Consider the following 23,634-nt stretch of genomic DNA (forward strand, 5'->3'; position numbering starts at 1 on the left):
TTGTTATAGTAAGTTATAGTGAATCGCAAGAGGCCGCCATGACTCGTCCTAACAGCCGTCGCCCCATGAGCCGCGCCGCCTACCAAGCTCGCCTGGCCGCCTTGAAAGCCGAGCACCCATGGCTGGCCAAGCAGGTGGTGGAGCCCGCCCCTGGCCACTTGGCGGTGCTGGCCCATTTCGTGGGCCAGTGCGAGCTGCTGATGAAGCCGGCCGACTACCGCCACCTGCCGCTGTTTTGCGCCACCAACCAGCGCGACAAGCTCAGCCTGCGGGTGGAACTGGTGGGCGCCAGCATCAACAGGGACAGGGCTTTGTTGGATCTGATTGAGGCCGCCCGACATGCCGCCCAACAACATTGCCCGGTTTGCTCGGCGCCCGTGATTGGCGGCGATGCGAATGCAGGCCAGGGAGTCCGCTGTAAGCAGCATGAGTCCACCATCGGGCTCTTCGCCGAAGACCTCAAGCGCAATCACAAACTGGCGGTAGCGGCAGGGCTACTCCCGGCCACCACCAAGCCCGAGGAGTCGGTGCGTGGCGAGCCGCTCGATCCGTCCATCGACGATGCCGTACACGCGCTAGTGCAGTCGCTGCCCGACATGAAGCCACCGGCAGCGGGGCTGGATCAGCCCGCCCCGCAGGCACCTCGGGCAACACCCCAAATCGCGTTTCTGGACGCCGCAGGCCTGCGCAGCTTTGTCGAACGCCACCGCGCCAAGCCCGACGAGAAGGGCAAGCGGGCGCAGTACATCGCCGAACGCATCCGGGCTGCTGGCCACGAACGACGCAAGCTGAGTGAGCTGCCCGATGACTGGACAGAACTGATCGAAGACTTCCAGCGCGACTTTCCCAACCTCGCGGAACTGGCCGAGGTACTGCACGACCACTTCGCCCTGCATGCGATGGGCGATGGCCGTGTGGCATGGTCGCCTATCCTGCTGGTCGGCCCGGCCGGGATCGGCAAGACGGAGGCTGCCCGCTGGCTGGCTGGGCGGCTGAGCCTTCCCTTCCGTGTGATCGACATGGCCAGCACCCAATCCAGCTCACCGCTGGCGGGATCGGAATCGTTCTGGTCGAACTCGGAGCCCGGCGTGGTGTTTGAGCTGCTGGCGTACCAGCCGCTGGCCAATCCGGTGATCGTGCTGGACGAGCTCGACAAGACCGACCAGCAACGTCAGTACGACCCACTCGCGGCGCTCTATACCCTGCTGGAACCTCGCAGCGCGCGCGACTTCATCGACCTCTCGATCCGCGACTTCGCTATCGACGCCAGCCACGTGAACTGGATCGCAACGGCCAACAGCATCGAAGGCATCCCGGCGCCGCTGCTGTCGCGCATGACCGTGCTTCAGGTGCAGGCCCCAAATGCAGAACAGGTGGCTCACATCGCCCAACAAATGTACGGCCGCATGCGGGCAGAGAGCCCCTGGGGATCGGTCTTTGCGCCGAAGCTGGATGAACAGGTGGTGGAGGAGCTGAAGCGCCTGCCGCCGAGAAGCTTGGGGTTGGCACTGAAGCGCGCCCTGGGGCGCGCAGCACGGGAAGAGCGGGATCACATTCAGGTGTGCGACCTGCCGGACCTGTCTGCCGCAACTCGCAAACCGATGGGGTTCACGGCATGAGACCGCTCCAAGGCGCACGCCCCGTACGGGTGTGAGCGTTTCAGCGCAGCCGCCCTGTGTGGCCAACAACGCTGGCAGGCAGTGTGCCGGTTGAGCATGGGCGCAACTCAGAGCGTTGCGTACGAGAGACGCTGAGGGCCCGGCGCAGCACCCATCCTCGTCGGAGTGGGCGGATCGGCATGCAGCCACAGCAAGAAGATCAAAACAGAAAATTTCTTCAGCGGTCGCGCGGGAGTCGAAATGACGCCAGAAATCTAACCTTTCGACTGTTGCCGATGTGCGCAACGCCACCATTGAAAGGTTCCCCTATGTCCAAGTCCTCTGCCAAGTCCACCCCGATGACCAGCCAGGCAGCCGCTCGCATCCAATCGTCTACCGCCAAGTCCAACGGCGGTCACGTGGCAGCTGGTAGCTTCGCTGCGCGGGCACAGAGCGCCGCTGCCGCGAATCAAAGCGGCACCAAGGGCTCGAAGTAACCGGAGCTGAGCCTGGCGCCAGCGATGGCGCCAGGCCTGAAGTTGAACATGAGATACAGCAACGACAAGACGGTCTCCGCCCTGGTGCGGACACTGGTCCGCTCAGGTTGGCAGTACGTGAACGGCAAAACGCATGGCAAGCTTGTCGCGCCAAATGGCCGCAGGCTTGCGGTGCCGGGAACGCCGAGCGACTGGTGGGCCAGCCTGAATTTCCGCAGGGACATTCGCCGCATCGCCGCGACCAAGTGACCATGACAAAACTACAGCCCCCTTACCCCAGATTCGGCGAATGCGTCTCGGCCTTGGCCGGTGCAATTGACGCTAACAAGACCGGCAGTGACGTTGGACGCTTGGCCCGAGAAGGCGATTTCGACTGGGAGCGACTGGATACGGTCATTGCCGAACTACTCGTTGACAGCATTGCAACAGTCGTCGGAGATCCAACCCGCCAAATCTTTGAGCGCTGGGTTGCCGCCGTTCGGTCTGCCTACACCACGCTTGTGCTGGACGTGTCATTGGATGCCCTGGGACGCAACGATGTCCTTCCAGTATTGGTCGAGCACTTCTTTGCTCCGGCCGGCGGACAACTGCTGCGGCAAATCAGCGCCGACATCCCGGGCCCTGATTTGCAGCTTTTGCTCGCGGACAACCAGCAACCACTGCAGGTGACGCTCGAATGGCTGGATAGCGCCGTCGGGGGTCCCGTAGAGAAACTGCTGTATCCAGGAAGCACTGGATCGGCTCGGGTCGAGCAGGAAAAGGTCCGAAAGTGGCGTACCGGCACCGACATTCCATCAGCGCAAAGCATCAAGCTGTTCCACCAAAGGTTGACCGAACGCTGGAAGCCGCTCCCTGCCAGCCCTGTTTGGCTGATGATTGCTTCTGCCCTGTCGAGGCTAGAAAAGCAATCGGCGGCACCGCTGCGGTCGTTGTTGCACCTATACGTACAAGGGAGCACTCCGCCCAGGAGGCCCATTGACAAGCTGCTATCCGAGTTGGTCGTCCGCGCCGGACACGCATGGCCCGAACTCGCTGAGCCTGGCCGACAGCTTTGGCATGACCTCCGCCGCACGTCGGCAAAGCAGCCTGGCGATCAAGAGCGGACATGGCAGCAAATCGAAGCACTGGAGCGGCTGGCCACAACCAGCGACCCGGAAGGACGCACCGCTTATCACTACAGCAGGATGAAAGGCCGCTGGCATGTGCTGTCCGGGCAGTATCAGGAAGCGCTTCCGCACTACAAGAAGGCGTTCGAACAGGCGTGCTATCGAGCAGGGCACCAAGTCAAGGACATCATTTCCGAAGCGTCATGCCTGTCAGCCTTTCTACCGAAGGAACGGGTGTTCCTGAAGCAGCTCAAGCACGTGGGCATCACACTTGGGCTGTACCGCAAGCCTGAAGCGGGATCGGTTATCGAAGATTGGGAACTTGATCAGCTCGCACTGCAGCTACCACTCGAATTTCCAGCATGCGGACGATTCGCGGAATGCCAGCAAGATCTCGCAGATGAGCCCATTCAAGGATGGCTTTTCATCGACCGAGACGCTATTGCCAAATTAAAACCCGACCTCAAGACACCGAGTCGCGTACGGGCCGTGCATTCTGCAGATGGGCAGGTTCGCCGCTGGCCACAGTTACGCCTGTTTGCTTCGTTTGGGCTTGTTGAGCAAGTCGAAGCTCTGCTCGACGCGGGCGCCTCGGTAGACGAACTGGACAGCTCCAATGCATCCGCACTGCTCTGTGCACTTCAGCACGCAGAACAGAGCGGGAAGCGCGAGGTACTGGACCTGCTGTTGGACATACCCCATCAACGTGCCACCATCAATTCGGCCACCCAGCGAAAGCAACTAACGCCATTAATGTGCGCAATAGATCTGGGGCTGCCGGATGTCGTCGAAACCCTGGTCATACAAGGAGCAGATGTTGAGCAGCGTGCGCTGACCGACAGCCAGTCACCGCTGTACTACCTAGTGAGCCAGTTGTCTGGCAGGGTGAACCCGACGCGGATGCTGGTCACCTTGACTGCGCGAATGATGCAGGAGCCAGACTTGGTGCTTCAGGACACGTTACGCCGATTCGGTGTTGGGGTCGCGGGCGCCTTCGGTTCGAGCACAGCCGCGCTGCGCTCGCATCAAGAACTGGCAGTTGCAGTGGCCAAGGCGCTGGTTGAGCAGCACGTGTCAAGGCAATCCGTTCCCAAGTTGATGCGAATCGCAGCAACACTTCTGGAGGCAGGCGCCAACCCGAACGCATCTCACAAGTACCCTGTTCCCGGCCGAACTCCGCTGATGCTGGCGGCTGAAAGCGACTTGCCCGAGCTGTTTGATTTGATGATCCAACGGGGTGGTGAGCCACTCAGGCCAGATGCACACGGGCAAAACAGTTTGCAGATCGCGCGAGCCTTTCAGTCAAGGCGGGTACTGAACTATCTGAGCCAAAGCTCTCGTTGACGGCAGGCCCCTTGGGTTGGCTCCTGCGGGCTCGTGGCTGCGACCGTCCACTCATCAGGCGATTACGGTAATTACGATAGTTACGGTAATCGTCTCGTGCTCTCAGCCGCGTTGATGCGACTGACCACACCCATGGCAGAACCATGTCTTCCGCCACTGGTCTTTGGCAACGCTGTAGTCTTTGGCCTGGATGTGCCAGGCCTTCATCAGCAGCCATCCCACTGCAATGAGGCCCAAGCCAGCAAGCGCCTCTTTCCAGTTGTGGGCGAGCATGGCGACCGCTGACATGTCCAGCCTGCAGCTCCGCTCGAATACGTCACAGCTTGTCGATGCATGGTAAACGACCGCGCAGCCAAGTCCGAGGCTCACCACAAAAGGCATAGGCGATGGTGGCGAGGGTGGCGCGCAATGCTGAGCAAGCAACGTGGCCTGCGAGCCGTGGCTGCTCCCTTGCGCAAACTGGCCATTCGACGTGAAGGCGATGTGCTCAGCTTGAAAGTGCTGTGTTCCATCAGTATGCGCCACAGCCATCCGCTGAATGTGGGGGCTGCCGCAACGAGGACATTGCATCGACATGTTCATCCCTCCGTTCCTTCTGTGTTGATGGTGCAGGTCAGCGTGGGATCGCGACCCTCCATATCAGCAGAGAGCACGCCGACTTTGGTCAATCGGCCATAGGTCCTGCCGTCCTTGCCCAACTGCAGTGCGGCCGCCTTCACCACCTGCTGCAAGCTGACACCGGACATGAAGCTGCGATAGACGTGCTCGCCACCATCGCGAGAGACTGCGATCTTGTGCACGGTGAGCCCATGAACCCCGAGGGGCTGGGTCAAGGTGACCGGGGTGATGCCTTGGCCTGGTTGCCATCCCGACAACCTGAGTGCGGCCTCTGCTTGATCAAAGCGTTTGCTGATCGAGGCGCAAGACAGCGCCTGCTCAAGCTGGGTCTTGGCCTTACTTCCAACTGGCTGCGTAGTTGTGCTGGCGCCATAACCGACCAGCCACAGATTCGTTGGCGCGCCCGGTTGCCAGCCGGTGTCGCGCACCAGTTGCTGAATGAAGCCCTGGAAGGCGAGCTGTTGCCGCTCGCTGATCGGTTGCCTGTCGGGAATGGCCAGCATTGGCGGCTTGGGCCCGGATGTGCGCAGGTTGCCGCTGTGCTCAAGGGCGGTTTGCTGCATGAACAGATGCAGGTTGGCGGCGTTGTTGACCGCATAGCCGACCGATTGACCCCAACACACGGAGAAGGCGGGCACAGCTTCCGACTTGCTCATGCTCCACCAGATCGTGGCGGTTGCCGACCAACAGTCGTTCCGGGCCCAGTCCGTCACTGTGACTGCCACACGGGGAAAGTACGTCTTTGCCGTCCCGTCGTAGGGATGCTTGCTGAAGACACCGGCCAAACGCGTCGTGCGGACGCTTGGCAAGGCGGCGCCTTCTTGGCGCTCGAAGTTGTTGGGCGTGGCGGTTTGAGCAGACTGGGCCTGGGCGCCCAGTGAGAGCCGCACCTTGGTTGATCCGTCCGGCTGCGCTTGGGTGGTTACGCACCCTGAAAGCGTCTGAATCAGTGCCAGTACGCAGATGGATGTCATCAAGCGCAGGCTGGACGCCTTGCGATGACTGCGTGACGTCACGCAGCCTGCGGTGTGGAGTCGTCGCAAGCCTTCCATGATCTCGTTTCCCTCTCGAATGTTATCTATAGACACGTGTCAATAGTGTACATATTCGGAAGACTCACTGTCCATGAGACCGAGTCGAAACCAGTCGTTGATCGAAGCCTTGGGGGTGGAGATCAAGGTGCGCCGCTTAGAACTCGGCTTGTCGCAGGAGGACCTGGCTGGGCGCTGTGAGTTGGATCGGCCCTATATCACCTTGATCGAGAGCGGGCGCAAGCAGCCCACCATCAGTGTGCTGCACCGGCTGGCAGGAGCGTTAGAGTGGTCGCTTGCGGAAATGTGTGGCCGCGTCGAGGTGCGCTACCAGGCAATGGCAGCGTGATGGGCTTGACCCGACTGTGGCGCGATGGGTGGCGTCAGAGCTTGAGCAGCACGGCGTAGGCACCAATGGCGGCAAGGGATGCCGCGCATGCCACGGTCGCCAAGGTCACCTTGACCCTGTCGAGGATGGACACTGGTGAGTCATCGTCATCGGATTCAGACGATGTGGAGAGGGGCAGGTACAGAAGCCCCCCCAAGCCCAGTGCGGCCAACAGGTGCGTCTTGTATGGCCAGCCCGCGTGAAACATGCCCGCCGTCAGAAGGCAAAGCCCAGCGCAGCAAGCAGCGATGATCGCCCAGGCCCGCAAACGCTCACCCTGTGAGGCGGGCGCGAGGGGAACATCGGACGTGAGGCGCATCGACATGATGATCGCTGCCACCATGGCAAAACCTTGGGTCGCGGCAATCACGGCAAGATGATTCAATGCGCTGTCTCCGGCCAGAAGTAGTCAAACGAGGAGGATGCGCCTGTCGCCCCGACCGCCGCCCCCACGAACATCATGACACCGACCACCCAGCCTGCTGGGTTGCTGGCCATCGCGACAACGCCGACCGTGGCCAACGCACCACCCGCCACGCCACCCGCAACCGTGGCGCCCTCTTTGGCCGCCTGACGAGGCTTGTCTTCAGCAGTGGCAACGTTGTAGACAGCGAACGCGAGGGTCGCCACCAGAAAAACTCGTCCCGCAGCGCCGTACAGCTTCACGCGCATGTTGACGCCATGATTGGACTTGCCTGCGCTCTCGACGATCTGCACCCAAACCTTTTCCTTCTGTGCAGAGGTCAACGACTCGAATGGCCGACCGAACAGTTCATTGGCCTTATGGCTTTGCATGTAGTCCAGAGGAAGTCCCGAGGCCTTCATGTCTTTTGACAAGGCCAGACCGAAGTCGGTGATCCTGGCGCGTGTCAGCTCCATGATCTGATTACGGATGGCATTGGCCGTCCTGGCCGCTTCGTGCGGGGTGATCTTGCCCTCTTTCACGAGCTGGATCAGTTCTGCCCTGGCGGCGGCTGTCTTGCGGGTGTAGTCGGCGCGCGCAGGTGGGTCTTTGATGATGCTCTCGGCAAACGCAGCAGAGGCCGCTTCCATGCCCTGAAGCGCCCTGGCAAGCTCGTTGCCTTGTGCCTGCGCTGGCGTCGTGTCGCTCTTGACGGTGGACTGAGATTTTTGGGTCGTGATGACCCTGAGTGCTGGGCCGTTAGCCATCGATTGCTTCCCCGAGGATTTCACAAGTCACTTCGGCAGCGGAGCTGCCTGTGGGGATCGCGGAGGTTTGACCCTTCTCATCGGTCACGCCCTCAATGACCTGATCCTTCCAACGCAGACGGTACGGCTGCTTGGTCAGGGGCATGTCGGTCAAATCGCACCTCAGCACAAAGCGATGGTCGAACAAGGCCTTCATCGCTTCGTTGACGGCTTGGGCAGCCGCCGCACCTGAGCTCGCAGTCACGGCTTGCGCGCCATGGCTTGTGTTTGATGAGCCACCACCGTCACCCACACGAGAGACAACCTGGCTGGAGATCAGCACAGCGCCACATGCGCACAGATCGCCGTGTCGAGCCACTGGGGCACCATCCACGATCATGGTCGGGTCACCCGTCACGATGACGGTGGTGCCATGACCCTTCTTCGGGCAAGTGACTTGGTCACCGACGCGCGCCAAGCGCTTGCCATGGGTGTCTGTGGTTTGCGTGGACCCGATGACCACGCCACCATGGCTGGTCTGGTCGCCCATCACGATGAATGGCCTCATTGCTTCCCCTGTCATTTTTGGGAGCGAATCTAGCAGGCCCGACCACCGCCTCAATGTCTTGCCGAGTAACAAAGCGTTGCCCAACTGCCGCCATTTCGCTGTCCTGCGGCTTGTCCACAGAAATGGCGCCAACCACTACCAGTTGAGCTATCTGAACGCTATCAGAACCCCTATCTGTACAGAGCAGGGGCGATCTATCGAACACGCCTGGGGTGATCTATCGAGGAAAGGCTGCCGCCAGGCGGGGTGATCTATCGAGATTTGGCAGGGGCGATTTAACGTGGATAACTTCTGCTGTCCACGACCTTGTCCACATCAACCGAGCTTCTTGGCCAGGTCTTCTGCGCGAGGGTGGTAGTAGCGCTTGAGCATGCGCAGGTCTTTGTGGCCCGTGACCGCCGACAGCTCCAGGACGTTCGTCAGCTTCTCGGCCAAGCGCGATGCTGCCTCGTGGCGTGTGTCGTGGAAATGAACGTCTTCGAGGAAGCCCGCAGCAGGGCGGCACTTGGCTTGTTTGCAGTCGGCACGGTATTGCTCTTGAGCGCGCTCAATGGCTCGGGCAAAGCCCTTGCGCAATGCCAATGCAGTGGTTGGAAAGACGGGGCCGGTCCGTTGGGGTTCTTCGATGTCACTGTCCTCTTCGTCAACCTCTGGCAGAGGCAGCGCCTGCAGGATTGCGACGGCCCGAGTGGACAAGGGCACCGTTCTCGGATCACCGTTCTTGGTGTCGGGCAAGTGGGCGGTCTGGCGCTTGAGGTCCACGTTCTCCCACGTGAGCGACAGCAGCTCACCACGTCGCATCGCAGTTTCGATGGCCAGTTTGACCAATGGCAGCAGCCAGGGGTTGCGGGCGCCCTTGCTGAACGTGCCATCGGCCAAGCGCTCACCACCTGTCAGGGCGGTCAGGAGGTAGGTTTCTTCCTCGGCTGAAAACCGGCGATCACGAGCCCGCGCCTTCTCGGGGCGCTTGATCAGTGGGATCGGGTTTTCAACATGCACCCCCCACTCGCGGCGGGCATGGTTGATAACGGCAGACAGCACATCAATTTCGCGATTGACGGTGGCGCCGCTGACTTGCTTGAGGCGCCGGTCTCGCCAACTGGCCACGGCGCTGCTGGTGACAGCTGACATCTTCAGTTTGGGCAGGGTCACGTCTTTCATGAGGACGTCGATCTTCACGGACTCGATGTCGGCCGACTTCTTCGACGGTGTGACCTCCGTTTGATAGCGGCGCAAAATGGCTCCGAGGGTGTTCTTCTCAGCCTCGCGCCGATCCACCACGCCGCCCGTGTCGGCGGCACGCTCCAGCTCACGAACCCACTTCTCGGCGTCCTCCTTGTAGGAGAAGGTGCGTGACTGCGCGGGGTAGCCCTTGCGCCGCACCTTGGCTTGCCACTGCAATTCGCCGCGTTTCGTGATCGTGCCCATGTCTCTTGTGTCCCAGATTTGTCCCAATTAATGCTGGGGCAGCTTAGAACATCAGTGGATAAGGGGCAAGTGCCTAGCGTTCGGGACGTAGAGGCCGGAGGTTCGAATCCTCTCACCCCGACCACATATTCCTTGTTCGCCAAGAATTCACAAAGCCCTGCACGACAGGGCTTTGTTGTTTCTGACTCTTGGCCCACCCTCAGCGCCTTCTCTGAGCCAATGCCGCGGTCATGGGGTGTGCCCGTTGCTGGTACGCGGCAGCAGGTACCGGCTTTCTCCGTGTTTGAACAACCGGATGCGATCAGGTGCCAACTGTCGCCGTTGCAGTGCGATGGTCAGGTCTTTGGGCGGTTGATCGAAGGGTTCCTGTGTCAGTTCGAAGGTGCCCCAATGCAGGCCGATGGCCTCGCGGGCTTGCAGGTCCAACACGATCTGCACGGCATCGTCGGGGTTCGTGTGCTGCGGGCGCATGAACTCCCGCGGTTGGTAGGCGCCCACGGGCACACCCAGGTAGTCGATCGGTCCCAGTCGGCGGCGAATCTCTTTGAAGTCGTCCGAGTAGCCCGTGTCACCCGTGTACAGGAAGCGCCAAGCTTGGGGGCGCGAGTCGCTGTGCCACTCAATCACGAAGCCTCCCCACAGCGACCGATTCGTATCGAACGGGGTGCGCTTGCTCCAGTGTTGTGCGGGTGTGAGGTGCACGGTGAGTGGGCCCGCCTGCTCGTGTTGCCACCAGTCCAGTTCGCTCACCCCGGCAATGTCTTCCTCGTCAAACCAGGCTTTCAGGCCCAGCGGCACGATCCAGCGGGGCGGCTGGGCGCGGGCCGCCAAGGCATGGACGGTGTCGGCATCAAGGTGGTCGTAGTGGTTGTGTGAGATCAGCACCAGGTCGATGGGCGGGAGTTGATCGACGCGCACAGGCGCCGGGACACGCCGCTTTGCCGACAGCCAGGGGTGCGGACCGGCATGGGCGCTCAGATGTGGATCGAGCAAGATGTTGAGGCCGCCGACTTGCAGCAACATGCCTGCATGGCCCAACCAGGTGAGCACGGGCGCTTCATGACGTTGCGAGATCAGTGTCAGGTCTACCGGGATGCGCCAGCGCGCGGCAAAGGCTTCGTAGCCGCCTGTCGGGGGCGCAATGGGCTCAAAGTCACCGCGCCAGCGGCGCCACATGATTTCGTACCAGGGAAACTGCCCGATCTGGACCTGGGTGTTGGTGTTGGCAAACCCCTCTGGGCGGTGGTGGGGGCGGGCGGGATCAGGGTGTGTGGTGGGTGCGGAGCAGGCCGTCACGCACAGCAGACCCAGCAGGCAAAGACGGTGGAGGTTTTTCATTTGATGGACGCTAACACCGTAATGTGAAACACGCGGGCACTGAGCTTGTCGAGATTTTTGACAATCATTTGCGTGTCAGCGGCGGTCATTTCTGTAAGTGCTTGTTTCTCAAGGTGTACTTGTCATTGGCACAAAACGTGCTGTGACAGGGGTATCAAGTTGTATTGGGCGGTCCCTATCATGACAAGCATTTTCCGCAAGGGCATTTTGGTCAGTTTGGCCGCGACCGGTTTGTTGGCTGTTGCGTCGCCCGCTCAGGCGGTGTTGTTGCCAGGGTCAAATGTCATGTCGACCGTTCAGTACGGTGATTTCGCTGTCTACTCACTGGACCTTCTGGAGCAGTGCGCGAGCGCGAATGACTCGCGTTGCAAGCCCAGTGGCCCTCTGCCCATTTCTTCCAACGGTGGCTTCACCAAAACACAACTCACGGTGTTCACAGGCGAAAACGGTGGTCCGCAATCGACCAACCAGCCTGAGCCCTTGCCCAACGGTGCGCCCGGTGACAACGCTTTTGCGTCGCCCAGCGGCCAGCAGAGTTCGACTTTTCTGATGGGTTCTGCGTTTTCGCCAGAGCCATCGCCTTCTTTCGCGGGTGACCAGGCGGGTAAGTGGGACATCAAGGTGTCTGCGCTGCGCAGTTATCTGGGCAACAACGATCTGGTGTTCATCTTTGACAACTCGCAGGAAGGGGATGCGGCCAACCAGTGGTTGCAGATCTGGGGCCAAGCCCGCTTGCTGTCGGCCGATGGCACCAACCTGCTCGGTTGTTTCGAGTTGAACAACACCTCGGCAGCTGGCTGCACCTCCACGGCACCTGCCCAGCCCAACGGGCCCTTTGATTTCTCCTCGCCTTATGTCACCGTGTTCACAGGTTACTGTGTGGACAAGGTGAGCGGCATTGCCTACAACCTGGGCACGGGCACGGCCACCACCTGCGCCAACAGCAACGGCTACTATGTGAACGGCAACATCGGCAGCGCCAATGCGGACAACGCTGCCTACAGCAAGGCGCTGAACGACTTCATTTTTGCGCCGACCACGGCCGCTGATTGGGTGCTGTCGCTTGACATCCGCACCGCCAACAACAACGGTAGCGCCGAAACCCTGTGGATTTGCAGCAATTGCAAGGTGTCGACCACCACGGAAGTCTCCGAGCCTGCTTCGCTCGCCCTGCTGGGTGCAGCGCTGATGGGGGGCGCCTACGTCTCGCGCCGTCGCTCGCGTCAGGCTTGAGATCTGAATCCGCGCTTCGGGCTGTGATGCCCGGCCGCGCTGATCACCACCCCGCTGCGGCGGGGTTTTTTCTTTCCGGGCCGCTCCGGCCGTATGCTCACGATCTTGGCGGGCGCAGTGCCCGGGCGGTTGCAGCAAGTGGACGAGAACTGGAAAGATGGATGGCGTACCCTCCTTCAGCATGAAGGGGCCATGAATGGCCTGCGCGCCTTGCTCGCCCTGGCCTGCGTGCTGGCGGTGGGCTGGTGGGCAGGGCGCCAAGACGAGTTGATGCCCGTGCTGCTGGGCGTGATCGCCAGCGCCTTGACCGAGACCGATGACAACTGGCGTGGCCGCTTGCGGGCGCAGTTGATGGCGCTGGGGGCATTTGTGATGATGGCGTGGGCGGTGTGGCTCACCCTGCCGTGGCCCATCCTGCTCATGACCGTGCTGGCGCTGTCGGCCTTTGGCCTGACGATGCTGGGGGCGCTCAGCGAGCGCTATCGTGCGATCGCGTTTGGGTCGCTCGTTTTGTTCATCTACGTGGCCATGTCGGCGCGTACCAGTCGCCTGCATGCGCTGGATGTGACGCCTTTGATGCTGGCTGGGGCCGCCTGGTATGGCTTGGTGTCGGTGCTCTGGGCGGCGCTGCTGCCGCAGCCTCCGGTGCGTCACCGCCTGTCGCAGTTGTACGCCTTGTTGGGCGAGTACCTGCACCTGAAGGCGCAGTTGCTTGAGCCGGTGCGCGATGCCGACCGGGCCCAGCGTCGCATGGCGCTGGCGCTGCACAACGGCCGGGTGGTGGAAAGCCTGGGAGGCACGAAAGAGGCGATTTTCAGCCGTCTGGGCAAGCGGCGGCCACCGCCCTGGTTGCAGACCGCGATGCGGCAGTACCTCGCCGCGCAAGACATCCATGAGCGTGCCAGCTCGTCTCATGAGCATTACGAGTTGCTGGCCGATGCGTTCTTTCACAGTGATGCGCTGTACCGCTGTCAGCGGGTGCTGGCGTTGACGGGGGACCAGGCCTTGAAGCTGTCGGTGGCCATGGCCCAGCGCCGCAGTCCCGAGCACCACGGCGCCACGGCACGGGCCATCGAGGACATGCAGGCGGCGATCGCGCACCTGTCACATGGGCAAGCGGCCAGTCGTTCCTTGCGGGCCTTGCAAGCCTTGGGTGACAACCTCACGGCGTTGGCGCAGGTGTTTCGCACGGTGCTGGAGCCGGGGCAGGGCGAGGTGGATCAGAGCCTGCTCGACACCCACCCGCGCACGCTGGGGGAGGCCTGGCGGCGCTTGCGAACGCAGCTGAGCCTGCGCTCGGTGTTGTGTCGCCATGCGCTGCGGCTCAGCGTGTCCCTGATGGTGGGGTGCGGTGTGATGTGGCTCACGGATGACCCGCACGGCTTCTGGATCCTGCTGACCATCGTGTTCGTGAGCCAGCCGCAGTACGCGGCCACCTTGACCAAATTGACCCAGCGGGTGATGGGCACGGTGATCGGGCTGGCGCTGGCCTGGGCCTTGATTCGCCTGTTCCCGGGGGCGGTGATGCAATCGGCCTTGCTGGTGGTGGCGGGCGCGGTGTTTTTGGGCTCGCGGCGCACCAACTATGTGGTGTCCACCAGCGCCGTCACCACGCTCTTGTTGTTGAGCTTTCACCAGATGGGCATGGCGCAGGGCGTGATCCCGGCGCGTTTGCTCGATACCGTATTGGGCGGGGCGATTGCAGCCGTGGCCGCCTGGCGGGTGTGGCCGAACTGGCAGGCGCGCCAGTGGCCTCATCTGGCGGCGCAGGCCTTGCGCACCCAGGCGCGCTACCTGCATGACATCCTGCTGCAGTATCAAACGGGCAAGCAAGACCATCTGGCCTATCGCTTGGCGCGGCGCAATGCCCACAAGGCCGATGCGGCGCTGTCCAACGCTTTGTCGGCCATGCTCAAGGAGCCGGTGCGGGTGCGCCTGGACACCGCTGTGTGTGGGCGCTTCCTGACCTTGTCACACACCGTGCTCAACTACCTCTCGGCGCTGGGGGCGCATCGCAGTGAGGTGTCGTTACAGGCCTGCAGCGAGCCAGTGCTGGCGCAGGCCGATCGCCTGCAGGCGGCTTTGGGCATCCTGGCCGATGCGCTGGAGGCGCGTGAGGCCAGCCCGCCAGCGGCGGCGTCGGCGCTGCTGCACAACGATCTGAGTGACGCTGACAGCGAGGCCGGTCTGGCAGCCATGTCGCGCACCGAACGCTTGCTGCACACGCAACTCACACTGGCGTTGCGCCTGGTGCCGCCCTTGCAGGCCGAGGTCTGGCGCTTGAAGGGCTGGGCGCCTGCGCTCAGCGCGTCGGCGCCGTCCGGCGCTGCCAGCCCAACCAGATGAGGGCCAGACCCGTCAGACCCACGGGCAACAGCGAGCCCAGGTTCAACCAGGTCCACCCTTGGGTGGTGATCAGGGCCCCCGAGGCAAACGAGGTGATGGCCATCACGCCAAACACGCAGAAGTTGATGGCTGCTTGCGCCTTGTCTTTTTCTTCCGGCCGGTAGGCTTGCATGGCCAGGGTGGTGCTGCCGGTGAACAGGAAGTTCCAGCCCACGCCCAGCAGGAAGAGCGCCACCGCGAACTGGTGCAGGTCTTGCCCTGACAACGCGATGCCGATGCAGGCCAGGTTCAACACCACACCCGCACCCATGATGGTCAGCACGCCGTGGCGTTTGATGAGGTGGCCGGTGACAAAGCCCGGAGCGAACATGCCGATCACGTGCCATTCCAGCACGAAGGCGGCGTCGTCAAACGGCATGCCACATACCTGCATGGCCAGCGGCGTGGCCGCCATCAGCAGGTTCATCACGCCATAGCCCAGGGCGGCCCCCACGGTGGAGACGATGAACACGGGTTGGACCATGATGTCCCGTAGCGGGCGGCCGGTGTCGCCGCCTTGAGCCTGCCGCACGGCAGGTGGGAACTGGATGCCCCTCATCACGATCATCGACAGCAAGGCCACCACCGCCAGGGCCAGGTAGGCGCCCAAAAACGGCGTGCCCAGGCCATCGCGGGTGTGCTTGGCCAAGTTGGGGCCGACGACCGCTCCCAGCAGCCCGCCGGCCAGCACCAGGGAGATGGCTTTTTCGCGGAAGGCCGGGGTGGCCAGTTCGCCGGCGGCAAAGCGATACAGCTGACCGTTGGCGCTGTAGTAGCCAGCCACCACAGTGGCGGTGACCAGCAGCCAGAAGCTGTGCAGCCACAGCGCCAGGGCGCACAGCAGCGCCGAGCCCAGGGCCACCGCCAGTCCCAACTGGAACGATACCTGCCTGCCCCAGCGTTGCTGGCTGCGCGCGACCAGCCCGGTGGACAGGGCGCCGCCGACCACATAGCCCATCACCGGCAAGGTGGCCATCCAGCCCGCGGGGGCCAGGCTGAAGCCCACCAGGCCGTTGATGGCGATGAAGACGACGTTGTTGGTCAGGAAGAGCCCCTGGGCCGCAGCCAGAAGCCAGAGGTTCTTGTTCATGGAAACCGCCGATGGAAGGAAGAGGGCTGACGCATGATACCGGTTGGGGTATGGTGTGCGTGCCAGGTGGGAGATAAGCTGCGGCGCTCAGGGGGATGCCAAGGCCGCTTCAAGCATGTCGATGAACACGCGGGTCTTGGCCGGCATCAGCTTGCGTCCCGGGAACACTGCCCACGCGGTGTGTGAGGGCAGGCACCAATCGGGCAGCACCCGGCGCAGTTCGCCTCGCTGCAGCCAGGGTTGGGCGAACAGGTCGGGCACCGCGGTGATGCCGGCCCCGGAGCGCGCCAGAATCAGCAGCAACTCCGGCTGGTTGGCCATGACACGGCTGGGTGGTGAGCCTTCCCAGCGCTCCTCGCCGCGCGACAGCACCCAGTGACCGGGCTCGGTGCTGTCGCTGGCTCGGCCCGGCAGGCGAACCGTGTCGTGCTGCAACAGGCTTTCCGGGCACGTCGGCTCCCCATGCTCGGCCAGATAGCTCGGCGAGGCGTACAGCCCGTTGGTGAACACGGTCAGGCGACGCGCGGCCAGCAGCGCGTCGTCGGGCAGGGCGCCCATGCGCACGGCCACGTCAAAGCCTTCGCCCAGCAGGTCCACGCGTCGGGGCGACAGGTCCAACTCCAGCGTGATGCGCGGGTGCAGGGCCACGAAGGCGGCCAGCATGTCGGCCAGCAGCAGGGTGGCGAAGTCGCTGGGCATGGACACGCGCAGACGCCCACTGGGTGCCGCCTGCCGGTGTTCGCGCAAGGCGGTGACGGCTTCCACCTCGGCGGCCACCTGGCGGGCGTGCTCCAGCAGCAACTGCCCGAACTCCGTGAGGGTTTGGCGCCTGGTGGTGCGCAACAGCAACCGCTCGCCCAGGTGGGATTCGAGCCAGGCGATGCGGCGCGACACCGTGGATTTGGGCAGGCCCAGGCGCTCCGCGGCGCGGCTGAAACTGCCCAGGTCGGCCACACGGGCGAAGATCAGCAGGTCGTTGGCCTCGATGCCTGCGGTGGATTCGGTATATTGTTCCATGGGCGGATCAATGTTACCCATTTCAGGCTCTTATCAGGCGAATTGTTGAGGAATAAAGTTCATTCATCGACTCACCCACTTGGAGCCCTCTCATGAAGATCCTGCAAATCAACTCCAGCGCCCGCGTTGAAGGTGCCAACTCCACCCGTTTGGCCAACACTGTCACCGCCCGCCTGCAAGCCAAGAATCCCGGTGCCAGCGTCACCGTGCGCGATCTGGCCGTGACCCCGCACCCCGTGCTGGACGCCGCCGCCCTGGGCGCCCTGTTCACCCCCGCCGACCAGCGCACCCCCGAGCAAGCCGCCCGCGTGGCCCTGGACGACGCGCTGATCGCCGAGGTGCAAGCCCACGACGTGATCGTGCTGGGCGTGCCGATGTACAACTTCGGTGTGCCCGTGCAACTGAAGACCTGGCTGGACGCCATCGCCCGTGCCGGCGTGACCTTCCGCTATACCGCCAACGGTCCGGAAGGTCTCATCCAGGGCAAGAAGGTGTACGTGGCCTTTGCCCGCGGTGGTATCTACCGTGGCACCCCGGCCGATTCGCAAACCCCGTATATCCAGACCATCCTGGGCTTCTTGGGCATGACCGATGTGAAGTACATCTACGCCGAAGGCCTGGCCATGGGCCCCGAAGCGGTGGACAAGGGCTTCACTCAGGCCGAAGACGACCTGCTGGCAGCTCTCGGCTGACCCACACGGATCAGGCATCATCCGTCCGACAGAGGAGATCGACCCATGAACAGTTCAGACACCGCGCTTGCCGTGCGCCAGTCGCGCACAGTCGAGCAATTGATCGTGGGTCATCCCACGTCGGACGGGGCGGGCGTCAAGCTCACCCGCGTGCTGACACAGAACCTGCAACGCCGGCTCGACCCCTACCTGATGCTCGACGCCTTTGGCAGCGACAACCCCGATGACTACATCGCCGGATTTCCTGACCACCCACACCGCGGTTTCGAGACCATCACCTACATGATCGCCGGCCGCATGCTGCACCGCGACAGCGCCGGCCACGAAGGTCTGCTGGAGAACGGTGGCGTGCAGTGGATGACCGCCGGCCGCGGTGTGATCCATTCCGAGATCCCGCAGCAGGAACACGGCGTGATGGAAGGCTTTCAGCTGTGGCTGAACCTGCCGGGCAGGGACAAGATGTCGGCGCCTTGGTACCGGGATTTTGCGGCTGCCGACCTGCCCAAGTTCACGACGCCGGATGGCGTGGCGGTGACCGTGATTGCTGGTGAGAGTCATGGCGTGACGGGGGCGGTGACCCGCGAGGCGAGTGCGCCTACCTACCTGGATGTGCACCTGCCGGCGGGCAGCCGTTTCGAGCAGACTTTGCCTCCAGGGCACAACGCCTTTGTGTACGTGTACCGAGGCGAGGCCCGCATTGCCGATACGGCCTTGCCCGTGCAACGCATGGCCATCTTGCGCAACCAGGCCGATGCCGACGGGGTGGTGATCGACGCACAGGCCGAGACGCGCTTGCTGCTGATCGCTGGCCAGCCGCTCAACGAGCCGATTGCGCAGTACGGGCCGTTTGTGATGAATACCCAGCAGGAGATCTACCAGGCGGTCAACGACTTCCGCGCGGGTCGATTGGCCTGACAGCGGGGGTGTCCCGGCGGCTCCCCTCGGGCATTTTCCGTCAGATGCCACAGTGCCAACGTATGCCATTTGCTGCAGCGCGTCATGCCATTGATAATGCCGCACACCTCTTGAACAGGTCATACCATGGCATTGACTAAGTCTTCCGTTTCCCTGTGCGTGGCGCTGGTCGCCTCCACCCTGTCAGCATCTGCGCTGGCGGCTGAAGCCCTCAAGATTGGCATGGTGCTGCCCCTGAGCGGCCCCTATGCCTCCTATGGCCAACAGATCGAGCGCGGTGCCCGTGTCTACCTCCAGCAACACGGCGGTCAGATCGCCGGCCGCAAGGTGGAGCTGGTCCTCAAGGACGATACCGGTGTCTCCCCTGACGCCGCCAAACGTGCCGCTCAAGAGCTGCTGGGCACCCATAAGGTCGACATCCTCGCGGGCTTTGGTCTGACCCCGGCCGCCCTGGCCGTGGCCCCGCTGGCGACTGCCGCACGCAAGCCCATGGTGGTGATGAACGCCGCGGCCTCCAAGGTCACGCAGCAGTCCAGCTACATCGTGCGCGTGTCCGAGACCCTGCCCCAGGTCACTGCCCCGATTGCCACCTGGAGTGCCATGAACCGTGTGCGCAAGGTGTTCACACTGGTCAGCGACTACGGCCCCGGGCACGATGCAGAGGCCGAGTTCAAACGCACTTTCAAATCGCTGGGCGGTGAAATCGTCGGCGATGCCCGCGTCCCCGTGGGCCAGTTGGACTTTGCCAAGGTGCTGCCACGCATCAAAGCCGCTCAGGCCGAAGCGGTCTTCCTGTTCGTGCCGCCGGGTGAGCAAACCGTCGCTTTCACCAAGGCCTTCGCCCAGGCTGGTCTCGACAAGGCAGGCGTGCGCATCATCGCCACCGGTGACTTGACCGAAGAAGGCTCGCTGGACGCGATGGGCGACAGTGCGCTGGGCCTGATCACAGCGCACCACTACGCCGAAAGCCACAATTCGCCTGAAAACAAGGCGTTTGTGAAGAGCTACAGCCAAGCCTATCCGACCAGCCGTCCCAACTACATGGCGGTGGGGGGCTACGATGGCCTGCAACTCATCGACAAGGTGTTGACCAAGACCGGTGGCGACGCCAGCGGGGACCGCTTCATGGCGGTCGCCAAAGGCATGAGCTGGACCAGCCCCCGAGGCACCATGACGATCGACGCCAACACACGTGACGTCGTGCAGACCGTCTACATCCGCAAAGTGCAGCGCGTCAACGGCAAGCTGCAGAACGTGGAGTTTGACAAGGTGTCCAACGTCAAGGACCCGGGCAAGGAGTAAGCGGCCCGCGGCGCCCCCCACCCGAGTCCGGGTGGGTGCCCGTCACAAGCCCGCGTTTTTCAGGCGGTTGGCCTGTTGGCGGTACACCTCCACTGGGTTCGTTTCGAACAGGTGCACCAAGCCGAAGATCTGGTTGACCTCGTCGAGGTGGTTCATCTTGTAGTCGGTGCGGATGACCTTGCCGAGGTTCATCGAGCAGGTTGACACCAGCCCATCGTTGGCCTTGCCGTTGAAGAATGCGCCGGTCAGTGCCAAGGCACCATCACTGATGTCCAGCAAGTTGGTCAGCTGTTTGTTACCGCCCCACGAGTAATACCGGACTCCCTGAACGACATAGGCACCTTCACCGCAAGCGGTGGTCGGAATGCCTGCTGGGAATTTCTGATTGAACTTGAGTGAGCCGGCCGTGGTCAGCGAGTCCAGCGCTGCTTCTGAGTTCCGGGGCAACTCGCCATTGCCGGACAAGGTCTGAATCAGGTTGACCAGCGTTGAATCAACCAAGCCTGCCACGGCACCTGTGATCGGACTGCCGCTGGGCAGGACTCCGCGCAGGGCATCGGCAAAGTCCGATCCCCGGTTCACGCCACCCACGCTGGTCACCGATGCCACCAGTTCTGGCGCGACACCGGCCACATAGCGGACGGTGGGGCCGCCATGGCTGTGACCCACAAGGTTGACCTTCTTGGCGCCCGTGATGGCCAGAATCTGCTTAACCTGCTGCAGCAATTGCTCACCCCGTACCTCCGTAGAGTTTGCCGCTGAGACTTGGGTGACGTGCACATCGGCGCCGTCTGCACGCAAAGCTGCAGGAATCTTGTGCCAGTAATCTACTGTGCCCCCGATGCTGTCCCAACCGAAGAGCCCATGCACCAGCACGATGGGGTATTTCGTCTGTGTGTAGCCAGCCGCATGGGCTTGGCCAGAGGGCAGAGCGCAGGTCACGGCCGCGGCTGCGGCGATCAGGGCGGATGCAAAGCGTGTCTTCATGAGGGTCTCCGTGGTAAATATGCGCTCAGGCGCAATTTCTCGTTCTCTCTGAAATTTGCTTCTTTGTAGGCTTCTGCGGCCACTTCATCGGTTTGACGCAGGCTCAGGTACCGCTGCACCCGGGCTTGCCAGGCGGCTTCTTCGGCGTCGAGCTGGGCCAGACGTTGGGCGGCTTCCGCACTCACCAAACGGGTGCGAATGGCCTGCACCTCCTGGTCGCTGGCGCCACGGGCGCGCGCCTCGCTCACGGCTTCGTTCACCGTCAGGTGCTTGATCGGTTCGGTGCGGTGGGCTTGCTGTTCAGGCGGCAGCTGCGAGGTCAGCTCACGGAGCTTGCGGGTTTTGTCGGCATCACTCAGCGTGCGGTCTTGCATGATGCGCATGCGGGCCAGCGTGTCATCGTCTTGCACATCGTCTGCACCAAACAAGGCATCGATCTCAGGGCGGGTAAAGTGGCGCCCGCGCACATCGCGCATCGCTTGCAGTTGTTGCGCAAGGGCCTCGACCTGTTGGGTACCAGCTGGCAGCGGCGTCAGTCGGGCCAACTCTGACTTGTAGGCCAAGTAGGCATCCAGCAGCTTGCCGGCGCGAGCCAACGCGGTCGGGCTCAGCTCGTCACGCAAATCGGCCAAGATGTCTGCCTTGATGGCCTCCACCGACTTTTCGCCGTAGGTGGTCAGCCAATAATCAAAGCGACGCAGCAGGTCGGGGCTCAGCACCAGGTCGCCCTGGCTGTTCTGCAACGTGCCATCGGGCGTGGTACCTGACAAAGATGGTGCCGGCGTGGGTTGAATGATGCCCACGGCGGGCGCCGTCACCGAAGCGGCGACGGTGCCGTTCAATGAGCCATCTTGCTGAGCCTTGTAGAACCCCAGTGCAGCCAACGCGACGGTCAAAGCCGCAAGGGCGCGCCACCCGGTGCGACGGCGTTGAGTTTGGACAGTGACGATGGGTCCGTTTCGCATGGCGAAGAGGGTGCAAAGTCGGATGCAGGCAAGCGATGTCGCTCGGTTTCAGTCACCACCAATGTGACATTTCGTGGAGGATTGGGTGATGTGGTGTGATTAAAGCCTGCCCAGGTGTAGCGCGACATTGGTGCAACCCCCAATTAGGGGTATTCGATGGGTCGAGATGCATGGGGCGCGTCATCCGTTTGACCCGTTGACGCGTTGAGACAGCACGTTCACTCTTTGTGTGCCGCTTCATGAACCGCTATACAGAACAGCAGATCGTCAATTTCTGCGTTGCGCAACACGGTCGTTTTGACCCCCGTGCCTGGCAACACGTGGAAGGGGTGAGCCCCGAGCAGAAGGCCTGCGTCATGCTGGTGCTGGCCAACGCCCGTTGGTATGGGCGTTTGAGCGAAATGCGTGAACTGGTGAGCCAGTCCATTCCACACCACGTCGGCCGCTTGTCCGAGCTGGCCTCTCGGGTGGGGTTCAACACCGCCTTGTTCGTGCAACGGCTGCAAGCGCAGTTGTGGATGAGCACCGAGCCCAAGCGCTGAGTTCCCTGGCCCCTCTCGATAGGGGGGGGGGCTGCCAAGAAAAAAGCCCTAAGTCATTGATAACTTAGGGCTTTTTGTTTGCATCCAGATGGTTCTGGAAGCTGTGTATGGTGGTGGAACACGGAACCGAACCCGCGTCCGTAATCCGAACTAAATAGTAACGCCTTGGCCTTGAGGACGTGGATTCGATGATTTGGCCAAAATCGTCCTGCGCTGCCACTGGGTGTCCGCGCCGATCCAAATCTGAGCCACCGTGCCGATCCAATATTGAGCCAGGGCTGGTAGCCGACCAAAGGGTGGTCAGCTGTGGATAAGTGTAGAGCCTGGCCTGGGTTTTGAGTTTTCCGGCCGGCTTGGTTGAACATCAAGGGGGAAGCCGCGCAGCGGCTTCCCCCTTCGCTTTGAGCTTCAGGCCTTGCCCTCTGCTGCAGCCTGCATCCGAGACTGCTCTCGTGCCTTGATGCGCCTCTTGGCCGTGCTGGAACTGTGCAGGAATCGGTGTGACTCGTTGCCCGTCTCCAGGATGTGGCAGTGGTGTGTGAGCCGGTCCAGCAGCGCCGTCGTCATCTTGGCATCACCAAAGACACGCGACCATTCCGCGAAGTCCAGATTCGTCGTGATCATCACGCTGGTGTGCTCGTACAACCGGCTGAGCAAGTGGAACAGCAGCGCACCGCCTGCCTGGCTGAACGGCAGGTAGCCCAACTCATCGAGGATCACCAGGTCCAGGCGCAACAAGCTCGTCGCGATGCGTCCGGCCTTGCCTTGTGCCTTCTCTTGCTCCAGCGCGTTGACCAGATCCACCGTGGAGTAAAAGCGCACGCGCCTGCCATGCTTGGTGATGCCGGACACGCCAATGGCTGTGGCCAGGTGGGTCTTGCCGGTGCCAGGCCCTCCCACCAACACCACGTTGTGCGCCACTTCTGTGAAGCCTGTCTCTGCCAGCGTGTGAACCAGCTTGCTGTCAACGGGGGACACAGCGAAGTCGAACCCAGCCAGGTCTCGATGCACAGGGAACTTGGCTGCATGCATCTGATGGCTCACCGAGCGCATGCCTCGGTCTGTGGCCTCGGCCTGCAGCAGGTGTTCAATCAACCACCGTGCATCCTCTGAGCCCGTACTGGACCCTTGTTCGATCAGGTCCAACCATGCGCCCGCCATGCCGTGCAGGCGCAGTTGTTTGAGCTCTGCAGCGATATCACGCATGGTTGATCTCCTCCGTGCCGCCTTGCCCGCGCAAGCTGTCGTAGCGCGCCGTGTTGGCCAGTGGGGCCACTGTCGCCTGCAAACAGGTCTGTGCATCTTCAGGCGTGGGTGCAGGGTTGAGCCTGCTCAGAACATTGATCACATGCTCGACGCTGACCTTGCCAGACGGTGGCGCGCTCTCCAGCGCCAATTCAACTGCCACCAGCACCGCATCCAGGCCAGCTGTGCTCACAAT

General features: G+C 62.5%; 22 protein-coding genes and 2 pseudogenes. 11 read left to right on the forward strand and 13 right to left on the reverse strand.

All coding sequences use genetic code 11. From position 1 onward, the window contains the following. Positions 1-38 precede the first annotated feature (38 nt). The 4 genes from WIT60_RS12070 to WIT60_RS12085 all read left to right on the forward strand — a co-directional run bounded on the left by WIT60_RS12070 (position 39) and on the right by WIT60_RS12085 (position 4,545). Positions 39-1,619, forward strand: coding sequence for an AAA family ATPase (locus tag WIT60_RS12070; protein ID WP_339584160.1), 1,581 nt, complete (start codon positions 39-41; stop codon positions 1,617-1,619). Between the two features lie 308 nt (positions 1,620-1,927). Beyond that, positions 1,928-2,095 carry a hypothetical protein gene (locus tag WIT60_RS12075; protein WP_008650361.1) on the forward strand — a complete coding sequence of 56 codons (168 nt, stop codon included), beginning with the start codon at positions 1,928-1,930 and terminating at the stop codon, positions 2,093-2,095. A gap of 48 nt (positions 2,096-2,143) precedes the next feature. Beyond that, complete coding sequence (locus tag WIT60_RS12080; RefSeq protein ID WP_339584161.1) at positions 2,144-2,344, forward strand: hypothetical protein; 201 nt, start codon at positions 2,144-2,146, stop codon at positions 2,342-2,344. A gap of 2 nt (positions 2,345-2,346) precedes the next feature. Further along, positions 2,347-4,545: an ankyrin repeat domain-containing protein gene (locus tag WIT60_RS12085; RefSeq protein WP_339584162.1), complete on the forward strand. Its 2,199-nt coding sequence runs from the start codon at positions 2,347-2,349 to the stop codon at positions 4,543-4,545. Positions 4,546-4,647: 102 nt separating this feature from the next. Here WIT60_RS12085 and WIT60_RS12090 read toward each other — a convergent pair whose 3' ends face one another. Further along, positions 4,648-5,127, reverse strand: coding sequence for a hypothetical protein (locus WIT60_RS12090; RefSeq protein ID WP_339584163.1), 480 nt, complete (start codon positions 5,125-5,127; stop codon positions 4,648-4,650). After that, positions 5,124-6,215, reverse strand: coding sequence for a hypothetical protein (locus WIT60_RS12095; RefSeq protein ID WP_339584164.1), 1,092 nt, complete (start codon positions 6,213-6,215; stop codon positions 5,124-5,126). The genes WIT60_RS12090 and WIT60_RS12095 overlap by 4 nt, the downstream gene beginning before the upstream one ends. Positions 6,216-6,288: 73 nt before the next feature. On the opposite strand from WIT60_RS12095, the gene WIT60_RS12100 reads away from it, so the two are divergent. Continuing rightward, entirely contained in the window at positions 6,289-6,543 is a 255-nt protein-coding gene (locus WIT60_RS12100; protein ID WP_008650347.1) for a helix-turn-helix domain-containing protein, read from the forward strand. Positions 6,544-6,577: 34 nt separating this feature from the next. Here the strand turns inward: WIT60_RS12100 and WIT60_RS12105 are convergent, their stop codons facing one another. From WIT60_RS12105 to WIT60_RS12125, 5 genes and pseudogenes are all read right to left on the reverse strand, one after another. Then, a complete protein-coding gene (locus WIT60_RS12105) occupies positions 6,578-6,967 on the reverse strand; it encodes a hypothetical protein (protein WP_339584165.1) in 390 nt (129 codons plus the stop codon). After that, positions 6,964-7,752: a hypothetical protein gene (locus WIT60_RS12110; RefSeq protein ID WP_339584166.1), complete on the reverse strand. Its 789-nt coding sequence runs from the start codon at positions 7,750-7,752 to the stop codon at positions 6,964-6,966. Before WIT60_RS12110 ends, WIT60_RS12105 begins: the two co-directional genes overlap by 4 nt. Before the next feature lie 304 nt (positions 7,753-8,056). Beyond that, positions 8,057-8,299, reverse strand: a pseudogene (locus WIT60_RS12115) (PAAR domain-containing protein); the annotation flags it as partial. Between the two features lie 315 nt (positions 8,300-8,614). Beyond that, positions 8,615-9,727: a site-specific integrase gene (locus tag WIT60_RS12120; protein ID WP_339584167.1), complete on the reverse strand. Its 1,113-nt coding sequence runs from the start codon at positions 9,725-9,727 to the stop codon at positions 8,615-8,617. Positions 9,728-9,955: 228 nt separating this feature from the next. Beyond that, positions 9,956-11,065: an MBL fold metallo-hydrolase gene (locus WIT60_RS12125; protein ID WP_339584168.1), complete on the reverse strand. Its 1,110-nt coding sequence runs from the start codon at positions 11,063-11,065 to the stop codon at positions 9,956-9,958. A 180-nt stretch (positions 11,066-11,245) separates the two neighbouring features. Here WIT60_RS12125 and WIT60_RS12130 point away from each other — a divergent pair, with 180 nt between their 5' ends. Next, on the forward strand, positions 11,246-12,298 hold the full coding sequence (locus WIT60_RS12130) for a PEP-CTERM sorting domain-containing protein (RefSeq protein WP_510166983.1): 1,053 nt from the start codon (positions 11,246-11,248) through the stop codon (positions 12,296-12,298). Between the two features lie 192 nt (positions 12,299-12,490). Then, positions 12,491-14,644: a YccS family putative transporter gene (yccS, locus tag WIT60_RS12135; protein ID WP_339584170.1), complete on the forward strand. Its 2,154-nt coding sequence runs from the start codon at positions 12,491-12,493 to the stop codon at positions 14,642-14,644. Here the strand turns inward: yccS and WIT60_RS12140 are convergent. Both WIT60_RS12140 and WIT60_RS12145 read right to left on the reverse strand, forming a co-directional pair. Next, positions 14,601-15,773: an MFS transporter gene (locus tag WIT60_RS12140; protein WP_339584171.1), complete on the reverse strand. Its 1,173-nt coding sequence runs from the start codon at positions 15,771-15,773 to the stop codon at positions 14,601-14,603. The genes yccS and WIT60_RS12140 overlap by 44 nt on opposite strands. An 87-nt stretch (positions 15,774-15,860) precedes the next feature. Further along, the gene (locus tag WIT60_RS12145; protein ID WP_339584172.1) at positions 15,861-16,790 is read right to left on the reverse strand and encodes a LysR family transcriptional regulator; all 930 of its coding nucleotides are present in this window, start codon (positions 16,788-16,790) and stop codon (positions 15,861-15,863) included. A gap of 92 nt (positions 16,791-16,882) precedes the next feature. Here WIT60_RS12145 and WIT60_RS12150 point away from each other — a divergent pair, with 92 nt between their 5' ends. From WIT60_RS12150 to WIT60_RS12160, 3 genes are all read left to right on the forward strand, one after another. Then, entirely contained in the window at positions 16,883-17,482 is a 600-nt protein-coding gene (locus WIT60_RS12150) for an FMN-dependent NADH-azoreductase (protein WP_339584173.1), read from the forward strand. A 45-nt stretch (positions 17,483-17,527) separates the two neighbouring features. Further along, positions 17,528-18,397, forward strand: coding sequence for a pirin family protein (locus tag WIT60_RS12155; RefSeq protein ID WP_339584174.1), 870 nt, complete (start codon positions 17,528-17,530; stop codon positions 18,395-18,397). Between the two features lie 126 nt (positions 18,398-18,523). Then, entirely contained in the window at positions 18,524-19,699 is a 1,176-nt protein-coding gene (locus WIT60_RS12160) for an ABC transporter substrate-binding protein (RefSeq protein WP_339584175.1), read from the forward strand. 42 nt (positions 19,700-19,741) lie between these two features. Here the strand turns inward: WIT60_RS12160 and WIT60_RS12165 are convergent, their stop codons facing one another. Both WIT60_RS12165 and WIT60_RS12170 read right to left on the reverse strand, forming a co-directional pair. Then, entirely contained in the window at positions 19,742-20,686 is a 945-nt protein-coding gene (locus tag WIT60_RS12165) for an esterase/lipase family protein (protein WP_339584176.1), read from the reverse strand. After that, positions 20,683-21,651: a lipase secretion chaperone gene (locus WIT60_RS12170; protein ID WP_339584177.1), complete on the reverse strand. Its 969-nt coding sequence runs from the start codon at positions 21,649-21,651 to the stop codon at positions 20,683-20,685. Before WIT60_RS12170 ends, WIT60_RS12165 begins: the two co-directional genes overlap by 4 nt. 239 nt (positions 21,652-21,890) lie before the next feature. On the opposite strand from WIT60_RS12170, the gene WIT60_RS12175 reads away from it, so the two are divergent. Then, positions 21,891-22,193, forward strand: coding sequence for a hypothetical protein (locus WIT60_RS12175; protein ID WP_339584178.1), 303 nt, complete (start codon positions 21,891-21,893; stop codon positions 22,191-22,193). Between the two features lie 408 nt (positions 22,194-22,601). Here the strand turns inward: WIT60_RS12175 and istB are convergent, their stop codons facing one another. Next, positions 22,602-23,399, reverse strand: a complete 798-nt coding sequence (gene istB / locus WIT60_RS12180) for an IS21-like element helper ATPase IstB (RefSeq protein ID WP_012080644.1) — start codon at positions 23,397-23,399, stop codon at positions 22,602-22,604. Further along, a pseudogene (locus WIT60_RS12185) lies at positions 23,392-23,634 on the reverse strand (IS21 family transposase); the annotation flags it as partial. The gene istB and the pseudogene WIT60_RS12185, both read right to left, overlap by 8 nt.

The sequence above is a fragment of the Aquabacterium sp. G14 genome (genome assembly GCF_037482285.1).
GTDB lineage: Bacteria > Pseudomonadota > Gammaproteobacteria > Burkholderiales > Burkholderiaceae_C > Aquabacterium.

Excerpts from the sequence above, each read along its gene's own strand:
- WIT60_RS12070 (WP_339584160.1), top strand. The coding sequence starts at position 39 with ATGACTCGTCCTAACAGCCGTCGCCCCATGAGCCGCGCCGCCTACCAA.
- WIT60_RS12075 (WP_008650361.1), top strand. The coding sequence starts at position 1,928 with ATGTCCAAGTCCTCTGCCAAGTCCACCCCGATGACCAGCCAGGCAGCC.
- WIT60_RS12080 (WP_339584161.1), top strand. The coding sequence starts at position 2,144 with ATGAGATACAGCAACGACAAGACGGTCTCCGCCCTGGTGCGGACACTG.
- WIT60_RS12085 (WP_339584162.1), top strand. The coding sequence starts at position 2,347 with ATGACAAAACTACAGCCCCCTTACCCCAGATTCGGCGAATGCGTCTCG.
- WIT60_RS12090 (WP_339584163.1), bottom strand. The coding sequence starts at position 5,127 with ATGAACATGTCGATGCAATGTCCTCGTTGCGGCAGCCCCCACATTCAG.
- WIT60_RS12095 (WP_339584164.1), bottom strand. The coding sequence starts at position 6,215 with ATGGAAGGCTTGCGACGACTCCACACCGCAGGCTGCGTGACGTCACGC.
- WIT60_RS12100 (WP_008650347.1), top strand. The coding sequence starts at position 6,289 with ATGAGACCGAGTCGAAACCAGTCGTTGATCGAAGCCTTGGGGGTGGAG.
- WIT60_RS12110 (WP_339584166.1), bottom strand. The coding sequence starts at position 7,752 with ATGGCTAACGGCCCAGCACTCAGGGTCATCACGACCCAAAAATCTCAG.
- WIT60_RS12120 (WP_339584167.1), bottom strand. The coding sequence starts at position 9,727 with ATGGGCACGATCACGAAACGCGGCGAATTGCAGTGGCAAGCCAAGGTG.
- WIT60_RS12125 (WP_339584168.1), bottom strand. The coding sequence starts at position 11,065 with ATGAAAAACCTCCACCGTCTTTGCCTGCTGGGTCTGCTGTGCGTGACG.
- WIT60_RS12130 (WP_510166983.1), top strand. The coding sequence starts at position 11,246 with ATGACAAGCATTTTCCGCAAGGGCATTTTGGTCAGTTTGGCCGCGACC.
- yccS (WP_339584170.1), top strand. The coding sequence starts at position 12,491 with ATGAATGGCCTGCGCGCCTTGCTCGCCCTGGCCTGCGTGCTGGCGGTG.
- WIT60_RS12140 (WP_339584171.1), bottom strand. The coding sequence starts at position 15,773 with ATGAACAAGAACCTCTGGCTTCTGGCTGCGGCCCAGGGGCTCTTCCTG.
- WIT60_RS12145 (WP_339584172.1), bottom strand. The coding sequence starts at position 16,790 with ATGGAACAATATACCGAATCCACCGCAGGCATCGAGGCCAACGACCTG.
- WIT60_RS12150 (WP_339584173.1), top strand. The coding sequence starts at position 16,883 with ATGAAGATCCTGCAAATCAACTCCAGCGCCCGCGTTGAAGGTGCCAAC.
- WIT60_RS12155 (WP_339584174.1), top strand. The coding sequence starts at position 17,528 with ATGAACAGTTCAGACACCGCGCTTGCCGTGCGCCAGTCGCGCACAGTC.
- WIT60_RS12160 (WP_339584175.1), top strand. The coding sequence starts at position 18,524 with ATGGCATTGACTAAGTCTTCCGTTTCCCTGTGCGTGGCGCTGGTCGCC.
- WIT60_RS12165 (WP_339584176.1), bottom strand. The coding sequence starts at position 20,686 with ATGAAGACACGCTTTGCATCCGCCCTGATCGCCGCAGCCGCGGCCGTG.
- WIT60_RS12170 (WP_339584177.1), bottom strand. The coding sequence starts at position 21,651 with ATGCGAAACGGACCCATCGTCACTGTCCAAACTCAACGCCGTCGCACC.
- WIT60_RS12175 (WP_339584178.1), top strand. The coding sequence starts at position 21,891 with ATGAACCGCTATACAGAACAGCAGATCGTCAATTTCTGCGTTGCGCAA.
- istB (WP_012080644.1), bottom strand. The coding sequence starts at position 23,399 with ATGCGTGATATCGCTGCAGAGCTCAAACAACTGCGCCTGCACGGCATG.